12 protein-coding genes are annotated in these 19,070 nt (G+C 42.2%); 5 read left to right on the forward strand and 7 right to left on the reverse strand.

Features of this window, described 5'->3' with window-relative positions; genetic code table 11:
* Nucleotides 1-75 precede the first annotated feature (75 nt).
* A complete protein-coding gene (locus tag ACT3QQ_RS01220) occupies nucleotides 76-774 on the forward strand; it encodes a ZIP family metal transporter (RefSeq protein WP_444526585.1) in 699 nt (232 codons plus the stop codon).
* Between the two features lie 117 nt (nucleotides 775-891).
* On the opposite strand, the gene ACT3QQ_RS01225 is transcribed toward ACT3QQ_RS01220, so the two are convergent.
* From ACT3QQ_RS01225 to ACT3QQ_RS01240, 4 genes are all read right to left on the reverse strand, one after another.
* Nucleotides 892-2,427, reverse strand: a complete 1,536-nt coding sequence (locus ACT3QQ_RS01225) for an alanine/glycine:cation symporter family protein (RefSeq protein WP_444526586.1) — start codon at nucleotides 2,425-2,427, stop codon at nucleotides 892-894.
* Between the two features lie 430 nt (nucleotides 2,428-2,857).
* Nucleotides 2,858-4,114: a serine hydroxymethyltransferase gene (gene glyA / locus ACT3QQ_RS01230; protein ID WP_444522173.1), complete on the reverse strand. Its 1,257-nt coding sequence runs from the start codon at nucleotides 4,112-4,114 to the stop codon at nucleotides 2,858-2,860.
* 449 nt (nucleotides 4,115-4,563) lie between these two features.
* Nucleotides 4,564-5,064 (reverse strand): chorismate--pyruvate lyase family protein, encoded by a 501-nt coding sequence (locus tag ACT3QQ_RS01235; RefSeq protein ID WP_444526587.1) that lies wholly within the window; start codon nucleotides 5,062-5,064, stop codon nucleotides 4,564-4,566.
* Nucleotides 5,065-5,150: 86 nt separating this feature from the next.
* Nucleotides 5,151-6,509, reverse strand: coding sequence for a GNAT family N-acetyltransferase (locus ACT3QQ_RS01240; RefSeq protein WP_444526588.1), 1,359 nt, complete (start codon nucleotides 6,507-6,509; stop codon nucleotides 5,151-5,153).
* A 607-nt stretch (nucleotides 6,510-7,116) separates the two neighbouring features.
* On the opposite strand from ACT3QQ_RS01240, the gene ACT3QQ_RS01245 reads away from it, so the two are divergent.
* Nucleotides 7,117-9,336: an NADP-dependent isocitrate dehydrogenase gene (locus tag ACT3QQ_RS01245; RefSeq protein ID WP_444526589.1), complete on the forward strand. Its 2,220-nt coding sequence runs from the start codon at nucleotides 7,117-7,119 to the stop codon at nucleotides 9,334-9,336.
* 248 nt (nucleotides 9,337-9,584) lie between these two features.
* Here ACT3QQ_RS01245 and icd read toward each other — a convergent pair whose 3' ends face one another.
* Nucleotides 9,585-10,844, reverse strand: a complete 1,260-nt coding sequence (gene icd, locus ACT3QQ_RS01250) for an NADP-dependent isocitrate dehydrogenase (protein ID WP_444526590.1) — start codon at nucleotides 10,842-10,844, stop codon at nucleotides 9,585-9,587.
* A 437-nt stretch (nucleotides 10,845-11,281) separates the two neighbouring features.
* Between icd and ACT3QQ_RS01255 the strand changes: the two genes are divergently transcribed.
* Both ACT3QQ_RS01255 and copM read left to right on the forward strand, forming a co-directional pair.
* Nucleotides 11,282-11,896, forward strand: a complete 615-nt coding sequence (locus ACT3QQ_RS01255; protein ID WP_444522178.1) for a pseudouridine synthase — start codon at nucleotides 11,282-11,284, stop codon at nucleotides 11,894-11,896.
* A 212-nt stretch (nucleotides 11,897-12,108) separates the two neighbouring features.
* Nucleotides 12,109-12,954 carry a CopM family metallochaperone gene (gene copM / locus ACT3QQ_RS01260; protein WP_444526591.1) on the forward strand — a complete coding sequence of 282 codons (846 nt, stop codon included), beginning with the start codon at nucleotides 12,109-12,111 and terminating at the stop codon, nucleotides 12,952-12,954.
* Between the two features lie 148 nt (nucleotides 12,955-13,102).
* On the opposite strand, the gene ACT3QQ_RS01265 is transcribed toward copM, so the two are convergent.
* Complete coding sequence (locus ACT3QQ_RS01265; RefSeq protein ID WP_444526592.1) at nucleotides 13,103-15,133, reverse strand: M61 family metallopeptidase; 2,031 nt, start codon at nucleotides 15,131-15,133, stop codon at nucleotides 13,103-13,105.
* Nucleotides 15,134-15,457: 324 nt separating this feature from the next.
* Between ACT3QQ_RS01265 and ACT3QQ_RS01270 the strand changes: the two genes are divergently transcribed.
* Nucleotides 15,458-15,943 carry an FKBP-type peptidyl-prolyl cis-trans isomerase gene (locus ACT3QQ_RS01270; RefSeq protein ID WP_444520999.1) on the forward strand — a complete coding sequence of 162 codons (486 nt, stop codon included), beginning with the start codon at nucleotides 15,458-15,460 and terminating at the stop codon, nucleotides 15,941-15,943.
* 495 nt (nucleotides 15,944-16,438) lie between these two features.
* On the opposite strand, the gene ACT3QQ_RS01275 is transcribed toward ACT3QQ_RS01270, so the two are convergent.
* Nucleotides 16,439-18,649, reverse strand: coding sequence for a carboxy terminal-processing peptidase (locus tag ACT3QQ_RS01275; RefSeq protein WP_444526677.1), 2,211 nt, complete (start codon nucleotides 18,647-18,649; stop codon nucleotides 16,439-16,441).
* Nucleotides 18,650-19,070 lie beyond the last annotated feature (421 nt).

The raw sequence follows: 19,070 nt of genomic DNA on the forward strand, positions 1-19,070 counted from the left end.
GCCTGTTACGCAAACTATAATGTCTTGAAAACCGCGAACCGTTCTCAATAGGTGTGGTTAAAAAAGGAACGTACTATGTTGATATTTGCAGTTATTATCGTGGTATCAGGTACACTTATTATAGGTGCTCTTTGGGGCTTATACGGTCATTTGCCTAGCTGGATGGAAGGCAACTTGCTCGCCATCGCAGGCGGTGCGCTAATGATATCTGTGGTGATTGAGTTGGTACAACCTGCTGTGACAGAGAGCGGCGTTCTGATGACAGCAGCCTTTACGCTCATGGGTGCGCTGGTGTTTGCTGGTACTGATTATCTGATTGATGAAAAACTGAACTCGAAAGGCGGTGCTGGGCTGTTAGCGGCTATCACCCTAGATGGTGTACCCGAAAACCTAGCGCTGGGAGTGTCGCTGCTAAGCGGTAATGTGATGCAAGTTGCTGCACTGGCCGGTTCTATTTTGTTGTCTAATCTACCAGAGGCAGCGGGCGGTGCCAAAGAAATGCGTAAAAACGGCAACAGTCATAAGCAGATATTAATGCTTTGGGTTGGGGCGGCAGTCTTATTGTCGCTTGCAGCTATTCTAGGTAAAGTACTGCTCAAAGACGTTGATAAAGGCGTGATCAGTGCCATCGACTGTTTTGCAGCTGGCGCTGTGATTGCGTCACTTGCGACTGAAGTATTTCCGACGGCTTTTAAACGAGGCAATCATTGGGCGGGTATCAGTGCAACTATTGGCCTGATATTGGCATTGGCATTAAGCCAGCTTAGTGGTTAATATTCTTCTATTATCCGCTTGATGGCTTACTTATAAACCCATATAACAAAACCGCCTAGCAAAAGCTAAGCGGTTTTTTTGATTATCAAATTATAATAGAGTGTTCCACCAAACCTATTATTTATACTTCTTGATTTCGCCACTCTTCACACGAGCAACGAAAGATTGAACCTCTTTTTTCACAACTGGCATTAAGAAGTACAAACCGATGATGTTAAAGATGGCCATAGCAAATAAAGCTGCATCTGAGAAGTCGATAACAAAGCTAAACTGTACGATGGTACCGATAATGACGAAGACCAAAAAGATAAGTTTGTATATTATCTCGCCCGCTTTACCTTCACCGAACAGGTAAGTCCAAGCTTTTAGGCCATAATATGACCACGAAATCATCGTTGAGAAAGCGAACATTATTACAGCGATGGCTAAGAAGTACTGAAAAATTGGCGCGGTCTGCATAAAGGCGGCACGGGTTAGATCCACACCAGTAATAGCTTGCGTTTGCAAGTTTGCGGCAGTGTTCACCCCAGAGATAGTAATAACGAGCGCCGTCATAGTACAGATAATAACCGTATCAATGAAAGGCTCTAACAGCGCTACCAAACCTTCAGTAGCAGGCTCTTTGGTTTTTACCGCTGAGTGAGCAATAGCGGCTGAACCAACACCCGCCTCGTTAGAGAAAGTTGCACGTTTCAAACCTTGGATTAATGCACCAATAAAACCGCCAGCCACGCCAGCACCCGTGAAAGCACCCGTAAAAATCTCACCAAAGGCGGCGCCGATATGGTTGAAGTTTGCAACCAGTACGATGACACTCATTGTGATATACAATAAAGCCATAAAGGGGACGACTTTTTCGGTAACGGTTGCAATACGAGGCATACCACCGATGATAACCATACCAACTAAAAATGCTAAGCCAATACCAAAGAATATACTGTAATCCGTTGGAATGCTAAAAGTAGAGCTCATGACTGCAAAGGCTTGGTTACCCTGAAACATGTTACCAGCACCAAAAGTCGCCAATATAGTCATGAGTGCAAAACCAACGGCTAACAGCTTACCAAATCCGCCCATACCACGTTCAGCCATACCGCGGCTCAAGTAGTACATAGGTCCACCCGATACGGCACCAGAGGGCAATATCGTACGATATTTGACACCTAACGTACACTCTACAAACTTGGATGCCATGCCGAACAGGCCAACCATAATCATCCAAAAGGTAGCGCCAGGTCCACCAATGGCGAGTGCCGCACCCACACCGGCAATATTACCAAGACCAACGGTACCTGATAGCGCAGTCGCTAAAGCTTGGAAATGACTAACTTCACCTTCTTCTTTTGTAGCAGGGTTTGGATCAGTATATTTACCTCTGACAATATCTAGAGATAGCCCTATGAGACGAAACTGAATAAAGCCAAAGTAGAAAGTAAATATGAGTGCTGCAACTAATAACCAACCTACGATGAGCGGAAAGCTGACATCGCCAAGAGGTACTGAGAAGAAAATAAGATCGACGAACCAGCCAAATATATTGGCCATAAAGGTATCGAGGCCAGCACCAAATGCGGCTAAACCTGATTGTTCTGCTGCTTGCGCAAAAGTAGTACTGAGCAACAGCATCATTGTAACTAAATATTGTCTTTTCATGTAAATTCCTTTATTGAAAATAATATTCATATAATCATTTACAGCGATACTGATACAAAGTGTAATTATTTATTGCACTTTGTATCAGTATTATTACTAAATTCTCAATATCGACTATATACTAATAGTTTTACATAAACAAAAATATTTTTATATTTTTCTAAAAAAGATCAACTTAGTGCTTTGAATTTGATAACCAAAATGAGTCAGACTCACTATATTTATAGAAAAATATTGACATTTATTTTGAGTATAAATAACAAATTTAACTATAATTAAAAATGCTAGATGACAATAGCAGTAAAGGTTCACGTTAAATAATCTAAGGTTTATAGAAAGTAACAACAAAAAAACCGCCTAGCAGAAGCTAGGCGGTTTTTTTGTTATACAACGTTTAATCAACGCCGTTTAAATCAGTACAAAATTAAACTTACTGGTTTTTTTCGTAAACTGGCAACTCTTTGCAGATTGCTTCTACTTTGCCACGTACTTCAGTAGCAACCGCTTCATCACCGCGGCTGTCGAGCACGTCACAAATCCAACCTGCCAAGTCGCCCGCTTGTGCTTCGTTGAAGCCGCGAGTAGTAATGGCTGGTGTACCGATACGGATACCAGAAGTCACAAATGGTGATTTTGGATCGTTTGGTACAGCATTTTTATTCACAGTGATGTGAGCTTCGCCAAGCCATTTGTCCGCTTCTTTACCCGTCATTTCTTGCTTAACGAGACTGATCAGCATGAGATGGTTTTCAGTACCGCCAGAGATAACTTCATAGCCGCGCTCTTGAACCACTTTTGCCATCGCTTGTGCATTTTTTACTACTTGCTGCTGATAAGTAGAAAAGCTGTCTTCTAACGCTTCTTTGAAGCAAACCGCTTTGGCAGCGATAACATGCATCAATGGGCCGCCTTGGTTGCCCGGGAATACAGCAGAGTTTAGTTTCTTAGCAAGCACTTCATCACGAGACAAAATCATACCTGAACGAGGGCCACGTAGAGTTTTGTGCGTCGTCGTTGTAACCACATCAGCAAATGGTACTGGGTTTGGATAGACGCCGCCTGCAACTAGACCAGCAACGTGAGCCATATCGACCAATAAATACGCACCTACTTCGTCTGCGATGTCACGGAAACGCTGCCAATCGACTACTTGTGAGTATGCCGAAAAACCAGCAATAATCATTTTTGGCTTATGCTCACGCGCCAAGCTCTCTACTTGGTCATAATCAATTAAGCCAGTACCATCTACCAAGCCATACTGAACCGCATTGTAGTTCAAACCTGAGAAGTTGATGTGCGCGCCATGCGTCAAGTGCCCACCAGCGTCTAGGCTCATGCCTAGTACGGTGTCATTTGCTTCTAGCAATGCTAGAAATACCGCTGAGTTTGCTTGGCTACCAGAGTGTGGCTGAACGTTCACATATTCTGCACCGAACAACTCTTTAGCACGGTCAATCGCCAATTGCTCAACTACGTCCACATGCTCACAACCACCGTAATAACGCTTGCCAGGATAGCCTTCTGCGTATTTGTTGGTAAGGTCAGTACCTTGAGCTTCCATCACTGCTTGTGAGCAGTAGTTTTCAGAGGCGATAAGCTCGATGTGGTTTTCTTGACGAACGCTTTCTGCGGCCATCGCTTCAGCAAGTACTGGATCAAAATCTTTGATAGAAATATCTTTAAACATAGTGATGTCCTAAGTAGTGACTGTCATTAAAAAACGTCATTGAAAAGAAGCTTATAGCCTGCCCACAATAAAACAACTACTGCGTCAACGTCGCTCGAAGTATGCTTGATACCTCTGCACGCTGTCTTTCTGTAATCTGTTTTATGGTATGACCATTATTGTGAATGGAGTCTATTAGCAAAGATTAAAATAAGAATAAATACAGACGAGTGACCTGTTATCAACTTGACTGATTCGTCAATAAAACCGATGTACATTTACGTCGATATCATCACGAAAGCTCAAGTGTAACATGAAAATTTGTACTGCGAACGCAAAAAAACCTCACCTTAAGATGAGGGAATTAAATGGCCATATAACATAGATAAATAGCCAATAAAATAAAGTATTTACCTGCTTAAAATTTTCGCTAATTTCCCTTTCTATGCTGATTTAGCCATAAAATATTTTTACAGGTCACCAGATAAAAAGGCGGGTAAGAACGTTTCGCTAATCATGAGCATGCGACCATACCAATCATAACGCGTTTGCCGTTGCCAACCGTCACTGGTATGACTGATAAAGCGCTCATTTGGCAAGGTACGGCGACGCTTGAATAGCACGTAGCCGATAGGCGTATTTTTCAAATGTTGCAAACGGCGTGATTGACCTTTTAAGCTGTTCAAAGGAAAGATACTTTGTGCTTGCACCCACGGCGCTTCATCATTGCCATACAACTGAACTTCACGTACCCATGCCAGCAGTGGACGATTGAGCATCATACCTTGTACGCCCAGCTGCCTTTTCTGTCTTAAAGTTAACGAACGATAGCCTTCAAAGCTGCGTTTTACACGCAGCGGTTGCCCTGCCTTCTCTTCTAATATAGCAGTGAGAGAGCCTTCGGCATTTAGCCAAGGTATAAGTTCAGTAGGAGGTAGATCGCTAATGGAGCTGAAAGAGTTGCTGGTCATAGTTTATGGCGAGTATTCTTTAATGATTGTTTGATAGTTAGAAGATGTTTGCAAATAGAAGCAAAGTTAATAAAAGCTGATTACCGTTATGAGTCCTTGCCATCAAATTCAGGCATGTTGTCTGCATTAAAAGGTAAAGCTTCGAATGCCTGCTGACGATACTGCGCCATATGCATCCGGTCTCTGGTACAAAAATCACCAATCGCTGGTACAAAACGCGGATCATAGATACGGTGGATAGAGTGTGTCGTCGTTGGAATGAAACCACGTACCAGTTTATGCTCACCTTGCGTACCTGGGTCGAAAGACATTAATCCTTGCTCAATAGCGAACTCAATACCTTGGTAATAGCACAGCTCAAAATGCAAGCTGTCATACTCGCCTAGCGCACCCCAATAACGACCATACAAGGTGGTATTATTATCAACATCAATACTATCGCTATCAGGTTTATCATATAAGAACAAACTACTCGCGATAATCTCACCACTGGCATCGAGTGCTTGCGCAAGCATTATATGCTCAGGCATGCTCGCTGCCAATGCCATAAAAAAGTCTAACGTCAGATAAGGCTGCTGCCCGCGTACTGCATAGGTCATCACATAACAATGATAAAAAGCCTTCCAGTCAGCATCGCTAATAGAATCACCGCATTTTCGCTGACAGCTAATACCTTGCTCGGCAACTTTACGGCGCTCAGCCCGAATGGTTTTTCGCTTTTTGGCTCTTAAGGTCATTAAAAACGAATCAAAATCTGCAAATGGCTTGCTGTCATTAAGTAAGTCTTTATTTTGCCATAAGAACTGGCAGCCTTGTCGTTCAAATATCGGTAGCTCAATAGCAGCTGACTCTACGCCGTTTTCTTGAGCAGCTATCGCAAGCTCCACATCAATTTCAGTTGGCATAGATGTAGTGGCAATAGAAGCTAAACCAGGTGTCACAAACAGTCCATGCCAACTTGAAGCACCTACTTGTTGAGCGATATCATCAATACCTGCCATGGCAGTTTTTAGGATGTCTTCGCTTAAAGTTTCACTTTTTGCCAGCCAAATTCGCTGACCAGTAATCGGTGTGTATGGTGAACTAGTGACCAATCGTGGATAATAATCAACACCGTAGCGCGCATAAGCTTCAGCCCATGCATGATCAAATACAAACTCACCGCGATGATGGCCTTTTATAAATACTGGCATGACAGCCACAGGTTGCAATGTATCTTCTGCCGCGCTGTCTACTAAAGTATTGGTGTTATCCGCACTATTAGCATCAACAACAACACGATGTACCATAATAAATATTGGTAGCCACCCTGTATGTTCACCAATTGCCCCCGTATCAGTCATTGCTTGCCAAAAAGCGAATGACATAAAAGGAGTATCTGGCGTCTGCCACTCTGTTTGGCTCTGCCAGCTGGTATCATTAATCAGCGCATACTCTAAACTCATATTCACCGCCATTATTATAATCGCTATATGTTTATCGATAACCAATCTGTTGATGACCTAGACTAGCAAATTTTTACGACATTGCTGTCACAATTTGCAAAAACTTATCTGCACCCAACAAAAAACCACCAACGATAACGCAGGTGGTTTGTACGACTGCAATCATGAGCAGCAAAATCAATATAAAACGTCATGAAAAAATAGTTGTTGTATGGAAAAGATGATATCGAAGCCGATGACTGATAGAATAAGATTGTTATTAGCTTAGTATAATTCGAAACCGTAGGGTACAAGCTAAAACAGTATACTTAGTTCATGGTATACGATTGACATCCTATCAGATTTATAGTGGATTGGTTATAATGTAGCGTCAATGACTCACTTTTGGGCAATTTTGCACCGACTGTTAACGTGTTGCCTTGAAATGCTTTATTCATGAATATTATTAAAAGAAAATATCTTATCTGTCTTAAAAATTTCTAAGAAGCTACATATGAAGTACTTGTTCTAACCATATCATTGATTATTGCATAGTATCATTGACGCATATTCAGCACTATATTTGAGCTTTATTATTAACTACAGCCTAAAGGAAGATCTCACTAAAATGTCAAAAATTATTTATACAAAAACTGATGAAGCCCCAGCGCTGGCGACTCTGTCGTTCTTACCTATCGTCGAAGCTTTCACTAAAACGGCAGGCGTTGAAGTTGAAACTAGCGACATTTCTGTTGCAGCGCGTATATTGGCCGAATTCCCTGAATACTTGACCGAAGAGCAACGTGTTCCTGACAACTTAGCTGAGCTAGGTCGTTTAACTCAAGATCCAAACACCAACATCATTAAACTGCCAAACATCAGTGCTTCTGTACAGCAGCTAAAAGCCGCTATCAAAGAATTACAAGGTAAAGGCTACGCAATTCCTGACTTCCCAGAAGATCCGCAAACTGATGAAGAAAAAGAGCTACGCAAGCGCTATGGCAAAAGCTTAGGCAGTTCAGTGAACCCAGTACTTCGTGAAGGTAACTCAGATCGCCGTGCTCCTAAAGCCGTCAAAAACTATGCACGTAAGCATCCACACTCTATGGGTGAATGGAAGCAATGGTCAAGCACGCACGTATCACACATGCATGGTGGCGACTTCTACGATGGCGAGCAATCTATGACGTTAGACAAAGCTCGTACTGTACGTATGGAGTTGTTGCTTGATGATGGTACTCAAAAAGTATTAAAGCCTAAACTTGCTTTGCTTGATAAAGAAGTCATCGATCTGATGGTCATGAGCAAAAAAGAACTGCTAGCGTTTTATGAGCGTGAAATGGAAGATTGCCGCGAAGCCGGTATTTTGTTCTCACTACACGTAAAAGCGACCATGATGAAAGTCTCGCATCCTATCGTGTTTGGTCATGCAGTTAGAATCTACTACAAAGAAGCCTTTGAAAAACATGGCGATTTCTTTGATGAGCTAGGTATCAATGTCAATAACGGTATGGCGGATCTATACGACAAGATTTCAACGCTACCAGCTTCAAAACGTGAAGAGATTGAGCGTGACCTACATGCATGCCAAGAGCATCGCCCACGTCTGGCTATGGTTGACTCTTCGAAAGGTATCACCAACTTCCATTCACCAAGCGACGTAATCGTTGATGCTTCTATGCCAGCAATGATTCGTTCTGGTGGTAAAATGTGGGGCGCTGATGGCAAAATGTATGACTGTAAAGCAGTAATGCCAGAGTCTACCTTTGCTCGTATTTACCAAGAAATGATCAACTTCTGCAAATGGCATGGTAACTTCGATCCAAAAACAATGGGAACTGTTCCTAACGTTGGCCTAATGGCTCAAAAAGCGGAAGAATATGGCTCACATGACAAAACGTTTGAGTCTAGTGATGCTGGTATTGCACGTATTGTCGATATAGATACTGACGAAGTATTACTTGAGAAACGTGTCGAGAAAGGTGACATCTGGCGCATGTGTCAGACCAAAGACGATCCTATCCAAGACTGGGTAAAACTTGCCGTACGCCGTGCTCGTGAATCAGATACGCCTGTTATCTTCTGGTTAGACCCATATCGTCCACATGAAAATGAGCTGATCAAAAAAGTTAAAATGTATCTGAAAGACCATGACACTGAAGGCTTGCACATTGAAATCATGTCTCAGGTTCGTGCGATGCGTTATACTCTAGAGCGTGTTGCTCGTGGTCTAGATACTATCTCTGCCACAGGTAACATCCTACGCGATTACCTAACTGACTTGTTCCCTATCCTAGAGCTAGGCACCAGTGCCAAGATGCTATCAGTTGTACCATTAATGAAAGGTGGCGGTTTGTTTGAAACTGGCGCTGGTGGTTCTGCACCGAAGCACGTTGAGCAGCTTACAGAAGAGAACCATCTACGTTGGGATTCACTCGGTGAGTTCTTGGCCTTGACGGTATCTTTGGAACATTTAGCAAACAACGACAACAATGCTAAAGCTCAAATCTTGGCAGACACGCTAGATACAGCAACAGAAAAACTGCTGTTAAACGACAAATCACCATCACGTAAGACGGGTGAATTGGACAACCGTGGTAGCCACTTCTATCTATCAATGTACTGGGCAGAAGAGCTTGCTGCGCAAGACCAAGATAGCGAGCTAAAAGCGCAATTTACACCATTCGCGCAAAAGCTAAAAGAAAACGAAGAAGCTATTGTTAAAGAACTTAACCAAGCTCAAGGCAAGCCAGTAGATATTAAAGGCTACTACTACGCTGATGAGGAATTGGCTAAGAAAGCAATGCGTCCAAGCGCTTTGTTCAACGAGACACTAGCATCGCTATAGTTTTAAGTGATGGCTCTTAAACCATTAAGCAAAATCGCTTTTGGTTTTTATAGCTAGAAGCGATTATGCGAGTTTAAATCTAAGTAAAAAACACCTCAACCGTCTTAGAACGTTGAGGTGTTTTTTATGTAATGTCTAAAAGCTTTATAAAGAGTGAAATGAAAAAGCCACCTATGTGAGTAGATGGCTTTTAATACATAATAACTGGTACAGAGTAATAAAATAAAATGCTTAGAGCTTAAGTAGTCTTAGGCTTCCATATGCTTAATAATCGCCTTACCAAATTCCGAAGTACTTAGTAAAATAGCATCTGGCATCAAGCGCTCAAAATCATATGTGACTGTCTTATTAGCAATCGCGCCTTGGATACCACTGATGACTAAATCAGCTGCTTCCGTCCAGCCCATATCACGAAGCATCATCTCAGCAGACAATATCAATGAGCCTGGGTTTACTTTATTTTGACCCGCATATTTAGGCGCAGTGCCGTGTGTCGCTTCATAAACAGCGATTGCACCACCCTTGTTTGCACCTGGCGCAATACCAATACCGCCTACTTCAGCCGCTAATGCATCAGAGATATAGTCACCGTTTAGATTGAGCGTCGCCACTACAGAATAGTCTGCAGGACGCATCAAAATCTGCTGCAAAAATGCATCAGCGATGACATCTTTAATAATAATATCATTACCTGTTTTTGGATTTTTCATGGTCATCCATGGACCGCCATCTAATGGCTCTGCACCAAAACGCTCTGCTGCCAGCTCATAGCCCCAGTCTTTAAACGCGCCTTCTGTAAACTTCATGATATTACCTTTGTGCACTAGGGTCACATTTGGTAGATCATTATCGATGGCATGCTGAATCGCTTTACGTACTAGGCGTTGCGAGCCTTCTTTTGAGACAGGCTTGATACCGATACCGCATTCTTCAGGGAAGCGGATGCTGGTCACACCCATCTCCTCTCTTAAGAAATTGATAACTTTTTTGGCATCATCGCTGCCCGCTTTCCACTCGATACCCGTGTAGATGTCTTCTGTGTTTTCACGGAAGATAACCATATTCGTCAGCTCTGGATGCTGTACTGGACTTGGCACGCCTTCAAACCAGCGTACGGGGCGTTGACATACGTATAGGTCAAGGTTTTGACGTACCGCGACATTTAATGAACTAAAGCCACCACCTACTGGTGTGGTCAATGGACCCTTGATACTAATGACGTAGTCTTTTAGAATCTCTAGCGTCTCGCTTGGCAAATAATCGCCGTCATACACTTTTGCTGCTTTTTCACCAAGATAAGTCTCCATCCAAATGATAGACTTCTTGCCGTGATATGCTTTATCAATTGCAGCATTGACTACTTTTATCATGACAGGTGTAATATCTACACCGATTCCATCACCTTCCACAAACGGAATGATCGGATGGTTAGGAACATTTAATGTGAGATCTGCGTTTACGGTCACTTTTTCGCCGTCTCTTGGCACGATAACCTTATCATATGACATAGATGATACTCCTTGGTTGTATGTTGGACGTCGCAAGTGAACTTAACACTTTATTATGCTAACCGTTTTATTGTAGTTGTAACGCTCTAAGCGCTTACCAGACAAGCAAAGCTTTGATGAGTACGATACTTGCGACATTGATTTTAACAATATTGAAGATAGTTTTACGTTAAAAAATCAAAATAAAGACTCAATTAATGTTTGTCGCTTGCAGACAGTAGATTTTTTCCCATTAAAAACATAAATACCACTATCAGAATACGGATTTAGGATAACAGCAAATCTATACAAGCGCTGTCCTACTTTTGTAGCAGGTCATGTAGCATACAGCACATTAAATATATCGCCCGTAGTCTTGCTGCTTAATCCTAGCTCTGCATCACAAAACATACGCTACAATGATTCATTGTCCATTAAAAACTAGGAAACACCTTTTTATGTCTACTTCTAGTCTCATTTTATTCAACAAGCCTTACGGCGTACAAAGTCAGTTTAGAGATGATAGTAATAACGACCACACCACCCTATCGCAATACTTTACTGACAAGGCTTTGCGAGTCGCTGGTAGGCTAGATGCCACTTCAGAGGGATTACTGATTTTGACCGACGATGGTCGCGTTAACAAAGCAATTACTCATCCGCCAAAAGCAAATGCAGGGCGCAAACAAGGTAAAACTTATTTAGTGCAAGTAGAAGGAATCCCTACTGCTGAGCAACTCAGTAAGCTCAAACGTGGCGTGGTTTTAAAAGATGGTAAAACGCTACCTGCTGAGGTCAAACACGTCAGTGAAGAAGAACTACCGATGGTACTGTGGCAGCGCAATCCGCCAATACGTGAACGTAAAAGCGTGCCGGACTCATGGTTGATAATGACTATTTATGAAGGTAAAAACCGCCAAGTTAGACGTATGACCGCGCATGTCGGTCTACCTTGTCTGCGTTTGATACGTTGGTCGGTGGCAGGGTTTGAGCTAGATGGGTTAGCTGTTGGAGATTTTGTACGCGTTCATCTAAATAGTGATCACTGTCGTCAGCTAGGTATTTCTAGCTAGGTTCTAGTTTAAATGCTTTAGGGTTCAAATATTACCTAGTAGTTCGCGCTGCTTAACTGTGAATATCAAGCTCTAACAGTAATATATTACGACCTATTAAACATAGTGTCTCGAATGAGTAAGGTTTATCTGCTAACATTCAGCACGTAATTGATTATGTATAATAAGTATTATCCATTTATCGTTTGGTTTTTTCACAATAGGGATATGTCATGATTGCTTCTCATCGTTTTTTTTCGTTGGTCACTAGTATTTCTGCGGCGCTCGTATTGAGTGCCTGTCAACCAACGACAGAGAACAGCCAATCAACTCCTGAAGAAGAGACGTTACCACCAGTTACTGACATATCCCATGCCGAACATGATGATATGGTAGATGAGGCTGCGACCAATGATAGCGATGGCAGTGTCAATGATGAGCCTCAAATGAGCGACATGCTCAGAGACTATACGAGATCAATGACTAGAATGCATGATGAGATGATGATTGGTATGGGTTACAACGACCCTGATACTGCCTTTGCTAAAGGTATGCTAGGACATCATCGCGGCGCGGTAGAAATGGCAAAAATAGAGCTCAAGTATGGCACTGACGAAGCGATGCGCCAACTTGCTCAAGAGATTATCACGGCGCAGCAAACTGAAATCGATGTTTTAAACAAATGGCTAGCTAGTCATCCTGACACTGCCAAACCTAAGCCAAATACTATAGCGATGCAGCAAGCATATGCCAACAGCATGGAAAACATGCATGGCGAAATGACTTTGGGCGTATCTGATCCCGTACCTGATATGGCATTCGCACGCGGCATGCTACCGCATCATGTTGCTGCTGTTGATATGGCAAAAGTTCAGCTCGAATACGGAACAGATGAAGAAATGCGTCAGTTAGCGCAAGACGTTATTGATACCCAGCAAATTGAAATTGATATGATGAAAAACTGGATTGCTGCGCTTGAGGCCACAAATCACGACGAAGATGATAGCTCTGTCACAAACGATATTGAAAATGATGTCACTGACGATGAAGACCCAGAGCACCAGGCTAAAGAGCAGTAAGCGTATAGATCGCCAACTATTGCCGCTCCAATCATTTAAATTATTCAAACACATAGACAATATTGTAGATTATTAAAAAACCCTCTTCTAAGCATTGTTGCTCGGAAGAGGGTTTTTATATGGCTTGGTATCTACCATATTATCAAAGCTACCGTTTCATGACATTAAGCCACGTCTCCCAACCTGCATTACCTTTTAACTGCTCATTATCATTCTCTAGGACCTTATCTCCTTTTGCTAAGCGTAGGCTTACTTTATGAGGAGATATTGCTCCAGTCATGCTAGTTTTTTCATCTTGTGGTTTGGCTTTAGTCGTCGTTTCAGGTTGAATCTGAACGCACATCAGCTCATCACGACGGAACAAATAACATTCAACAGAATGTGCTTTATTAACCGAGGTGATAAGCTGTTTCGTATCCGCTTTGATACCATCAATCGCGATAATAACGTCATGTGCTGAAATACCAGCTCTAGCCGCAATACTATCTCTCATCACACGATTGACCTTGAGCCCAGCTGGCGTTTCATTACAACGCATACCCCATGGTACATGCTTGTCAGCGGTCTCTTTAGTATTTGCCTGTATTGTGACACCGTTTGCAATTAGCAGCGCTTCAATTGGAAGCTCTTCTACCCCATTGACGTAACGGCGTTCAAAATCTTCCCATTCTGCTAGCGGCATAAACTGCTTAATGACTAAGCCCATATCGGCACTACTGATGCCAATTCGCTTACTGTCGTTCTGCTTAGCTTGAGTATAAAAAGCTTTGACTACATCGAACAAGCGATAACGACCGTCACTATTTTTAAGTAAGGTTAAATCCAGACATAAGGCTACCAACGCCCCTTTATTATAGTAGCTAATTCCCGCATTACCTGTATTTTCATCAGTACGATACAGCTTAATCCAAGCATCAAAACTTGACTCTGCCACACTTTGATTACCACGCCCTGGAGTCTGATAGTAGCGATTAATTTGCTCGGCTAGCAGCCGCAGATAATTGGCTTTATCAATCACACCCGATGCTTGCAACATAAAATCATCGATATAAGATGTGAACCCTTCAAACACCCAAAGTAATGGGGTAAAGGCCTCACGGCGCAAATCGACATCAATCATGACATCAGGACGTACCGTCTTCACCCACCATGAATGAAAATACTCGTGACTACATAAGCCTAAAAACCGCTGATAATCTGTACTCGGTAATTTTGGCTCACTGGCACTTGGTAAGTCATTGCGCGGCGTCACAAGGCTAGTAGAGTTGATATGCTCGAGCCCGCCATAGTCTTGTCCACTAGCAAAGGTCATAAACGTATAATCATCAAATGGCGTATCGCCTAACCAACCTACGTAGGTCTGACAAATTTGAGTAATATCCTGCTGCAATCGACCTAGATTGGCACTCTGCTTACCTGAAAGATAAAAACTGTGATGTATCGTCTGATGCTCACTATCATGAATAATAAAATCAAATTTTTCTTGTTCTGCGATTTCGAATGGATAATCAATTAACTCGTGATAATTGGCTGCCTGCAATCTGTAAACGTGCTGACTATCCACTTGCTTGCTATCTCTATTCTGTTCATCGGACTGTAGATACGTAGCGTCCAAACCACAAGCCAATAGTACTTTACTACTCTCTTTATCTGCAAAAAAAGTATCAGGCACAATCAAGCTGACTTGAACAGGCGCTTGCTCTTGTCCTTCGACAGCTAGCGCAAGTGATGTGAAATTGCCATAAAGTCGTTGCTGATCGACATAGGCCGTACGCACAGACAAGTCATAGCAATAGACTTCGTACTCAACAATTACTTTCTGCCCTGCCTGCACAACTGGTAGCTGCCAAGTGTTTTTGTCCAATTTTTGCGCACGATAAGTCTCTGGCTGCTTGTCACTATCTGTTGTTTGAGCCTCTACTATTTGATAATGTACCGCGGTGATGTTTCGAGCAAACTCGCGCATCAAATAACTGCCAGGTATCCACGCTGGCAACCAAAGCTGCGGAGCATCAGATACTGCTGTAAAGCTCAATGACACGTCAACTAAATGCTCGTAGAAACGGGTAAAATCAAATTGATAGCTTATATTATCTGTCATTTTAGCTTTAGCATCATCGTAATTGGTTAAAACATTGCTCGCTAGTTGTTTATCAATGGTATTGGCAAATGCAGTCATCGTATCTCTCGTCCTTATCTTTATAATTATGCTAGAAGTCCTGCTCTAAAAAAGCAACTCCTAAACTAGGAATAGCCAATAGCTATGCATTAACTATAGAAAATAGCAGTTATTATTGTAAATTGTGGCATTAATTGGCATTTTTTATGTTTTTTGCCTTGAAAGTTATATATGCCATCTCAATTAAAGATGCTAACTGCTAAAGTTACTTTAATAAACTGATGATAATTGACTAATGACGTGGCCTTTTGGCTTATAGATTGGCTTTTTTAGGTTTATTGCAACCGTATTTAATTTTTTACATAGATATATTTAGGATATTTTATGACTACTATCGCAAAAGACACTGCCGTCAAATTCAATTACACACTAAAAGACGACGAAGGCAATATCCTTGACCAGTCACCAGAAGGTCAGCCACTTGCTTATCTACATGGTCACAGCAACATCATTCCAGGTCTAGAAACACAACTAGAAGGCAAGTCTGCTGGCGAGAAAGTCAATGCAGTTGTTGAGCCTGCTGACGGCTATGGCGAGTATCAAGAGCAAGCAGTACAGCATGTACCACGCGAAAACTTCCAAGGCGTTGAAGACATTCAGCCTGGTATGCAGTTTCAGTCAGAAGCTGGCGGCCAAGTCATGTTGGTTACGGTAACTGCTGTAAATGATCAAGAAGTTACTGTTGATGCAAACCATCCGTTGGCTGGTAAGCGTTTGACATTTGATGTTGAAATCCAAGAAGTACGTGCAGCAACTGAAGACGAACTAAACCATGGCCATGTACATGGCGCAGGTGGCGTTGAGCACTAATCTCTTTTAGAGAAGAGTTAAAATAGTTAGATGATAAGTTATTAAATTTATCATCTAAACTAAAAGGCCAGTAGCCGATAAGGTTACTGGCCTTTTTTATGCTTACTTATTACGTATACATTATGATTCAATTTAAACACATCCGCTTAACCAAAGACTCTGCTATAAAATCACTAATGTCCAGACGTAACAAAGCCGCATAACGACAAGCGTCATGCGGCTTTTATTACCAACTATCCATGTTAGTGTTACGTGATACCTAATCCCGGGGCATCTCATAACTGACAGGCATCCAGCCTTATCATCCTTAATCAGCAAACTACTTATCCCTAGTGCGACCTTTAAGATACCAATCCCTAGTATCAATGAACCGTTTCGTTCAATCGTGCCGTACAGTTATAGTCGCAGATTGACCCATCATTAGTAAGAGGTCTAAACGTCAATCTATGTAAGCATATGCTTACATAGATTACGCAACGCTATAATAACTTCACATTATAGCTGCTCTTCAGGGCTAAGCATTGTTTTAGGTTCCGCGCTAAGCATGAGATAAGCTGCCTCATTGATAAACGCCTCATCCTCTGGTAGTTCTGGGCGCTCAGCTGCTTTCATACGGCTACGCTCTTCGAATTTTGCATCCATCGCTGCCTGATAAGTATTCCAGTTAGCGTACGGGCGCTCACCAGTGGCGATAAGACGTTTATTCTCTGCTTCTAGCGAGCGTTTTTCGATCAGTTGCATTTTCGCTCGGCGGCTATTGATATCTAAACGTACAGGTTTCTTTTCGTCTTCCATATCACGAATATCATTCAACGTCGACAGATACGTAAACTGTGGATTTTTTTGTTGGCGAACTTTAGACTGCTGATTGAGCGTTGCCAACGTATCACTGGTGAACTTCCCTTCAGGCTTATACGGCGCTGTTTTGATCGTATCCCAAGGCAATGCTTTTTTCTGAGCGCGCTCGCCAAAGGTTGCATCATCATAGATATTGACTAGCTCAACATCCGGTACGACTCCTTTATTCTGTGTACTACCGCCAGTGACACGATAAAACTTACGCTGAGTTAAAGTGGCAGAACCTAATGCTAAACTATCGAGCTGTATCTGTGCAGAGCCTTTACCAGTCGTCGTACTACCAACTACTAGTCCACGACCATAGTCTTGAATAGCAGCAGCAAATATCTCACTAGCTGAGGCCGATGCTAAGTTGGTAATGACGGACATTTTGCCATCATACAGCTGCTCACCGCCATCATTGTCACGGTATACTTGAATATTACCGCGATTATCACGAATCTGTACTAGCGGTCCGCTCTTGATAAAGAAACCTAGCATCTTGGCAACTTCATCCAATGAACCACCTGGGTTGTTTCTCAGATCAACCACCAGGCCATCAATATCCTGTTTATTCAATTCTTTTAGCGCATTTTCGGTATCGATACTGACACTACGATAATCTTCACCGTTACGACGTGCTTGATAGTTGAGATAAAAGCTTGGAATCTCAAGTACGCCAATACGCTTCGGCGTCTTATCAATATTAGGACGCTGAACCTCTACCACACGTTGAGTAACGCCTGATTCTTCTTGCTGAATAATATCACGCACCACCGTGACCGTACGGGCGCTAGCATCTGGCGTGTTAGGCTGACGTAGTTTGAGCGTGACCGACGTACCGCGTTTACCGCGAATCAAACTAACAATTTCACGTGTTGACCAACCAACCACGTCCGTCATAGTTTCACCATCTTTGGCGATACCAACGATCAAATCATTGGGCTTGATTTGACCTGACTTGGCGGCTGGACCACCATCGACTAAGGTCACAATACGAGTATAGTCGGGATTTTTTCGGTCTGGACGAATAGAGACACCAATACCTTCTAATTGAAGACTGGACTGGATTTGCAATTCAGTCGCTTGAATCGGTGCATAGTAATTACTGTGCGGATCATAAGTCAGCATCGCCGTATTTAAAACAGTCTCCATGATTTCATCATCTTTGAGACGCTTAAATTGCTCTTGTTGACGTGATAAACGATTTTGTAAAATCTCATTTGGCGTACGCTCATCGTTACGTACCAAGTCTTGTCCACGAGTAATATCAGGATTACTTAAAAACACTTTCTCTTTGGCTTTTTCGTCTTCTTGACCGAGCGTAATACTCATCAACTGAAACTTTAGCTGACGTTCCCAATAATCACGTTGCTCTTTTTTGGTTTTGAAATGGCCAAGTTTTTCACGATCAAGAATGATGGTGTCATCACCTGTCAGATCAATATCTGTTTTGAGCATCTTGGTGGCCATCGCAAAGTACTCGTTTGAGCGTTTGCGGTAACGATCATACACCTCTACCCCTGCAGACAGATCACCTTGTTTTAGACGAGCGCCAAAGTCTTCAGCGTGTTTTTTCTTAAGCTCATCGACATCAGACTGCAAAAACAGCGTATGGTTTGGGTCAAGAGTATCGATATACATTGATAGGATTTCACTACCAGTCTTGCTATCTAAAGGCTGATTGAGATAATGACTACGGTCCAGCAAAGCCGCTACTTGACGGGTTGTAACCTTTTGCTCAGGGGTTTGTACGAAACTTCCCGTATTGGTTTCTGCGACTGCAGTACCGTAGGTTTGGGTCAGGATAATACCAGCGATGCCCACTGACGCTGCACTGAGTAACCACTGTGCTGGTTGTTTTTTCATCATATGTACCTAGTTATTTGAAGTTAATAGTATTGGATAATTCATCAGAATCAAAAATACTTGAATCTGTTATGATCTATAAATGCTGTGTTTTTTATTCTTATACTTTATACATTATTAAATACTGATATATAGTCAAAAATCAATCAATATTATCACGTACATGAATACTAAACTGTCTCAAACTGTATAAGCAATCTTACACGCTACGTCTGTACATACCAATCTTTCTATCACTTTTGTCGCATATAATAATTGAAGGCTATCATCATCGATATGACGACTAAACTTAATGGCTACTAGCAAATTTATTTGAACCCAATAGTCTGCCGCATTATGCTCAATCAATAATAGCTGTCATAATAAGATATCTGAACAATGACTGATAAGCGATAAGATAGCCATATATCGACAGTCACCC

Source organism: Psychrobacter sp. AOP7-A1-24, from assembly GCF_052376235.1.
Lineage (GTDB): Bacteria > Pseudomonadota > Gammaproteobacteria > Pseudomonadales > Moraxellaceae > Psychrobacter.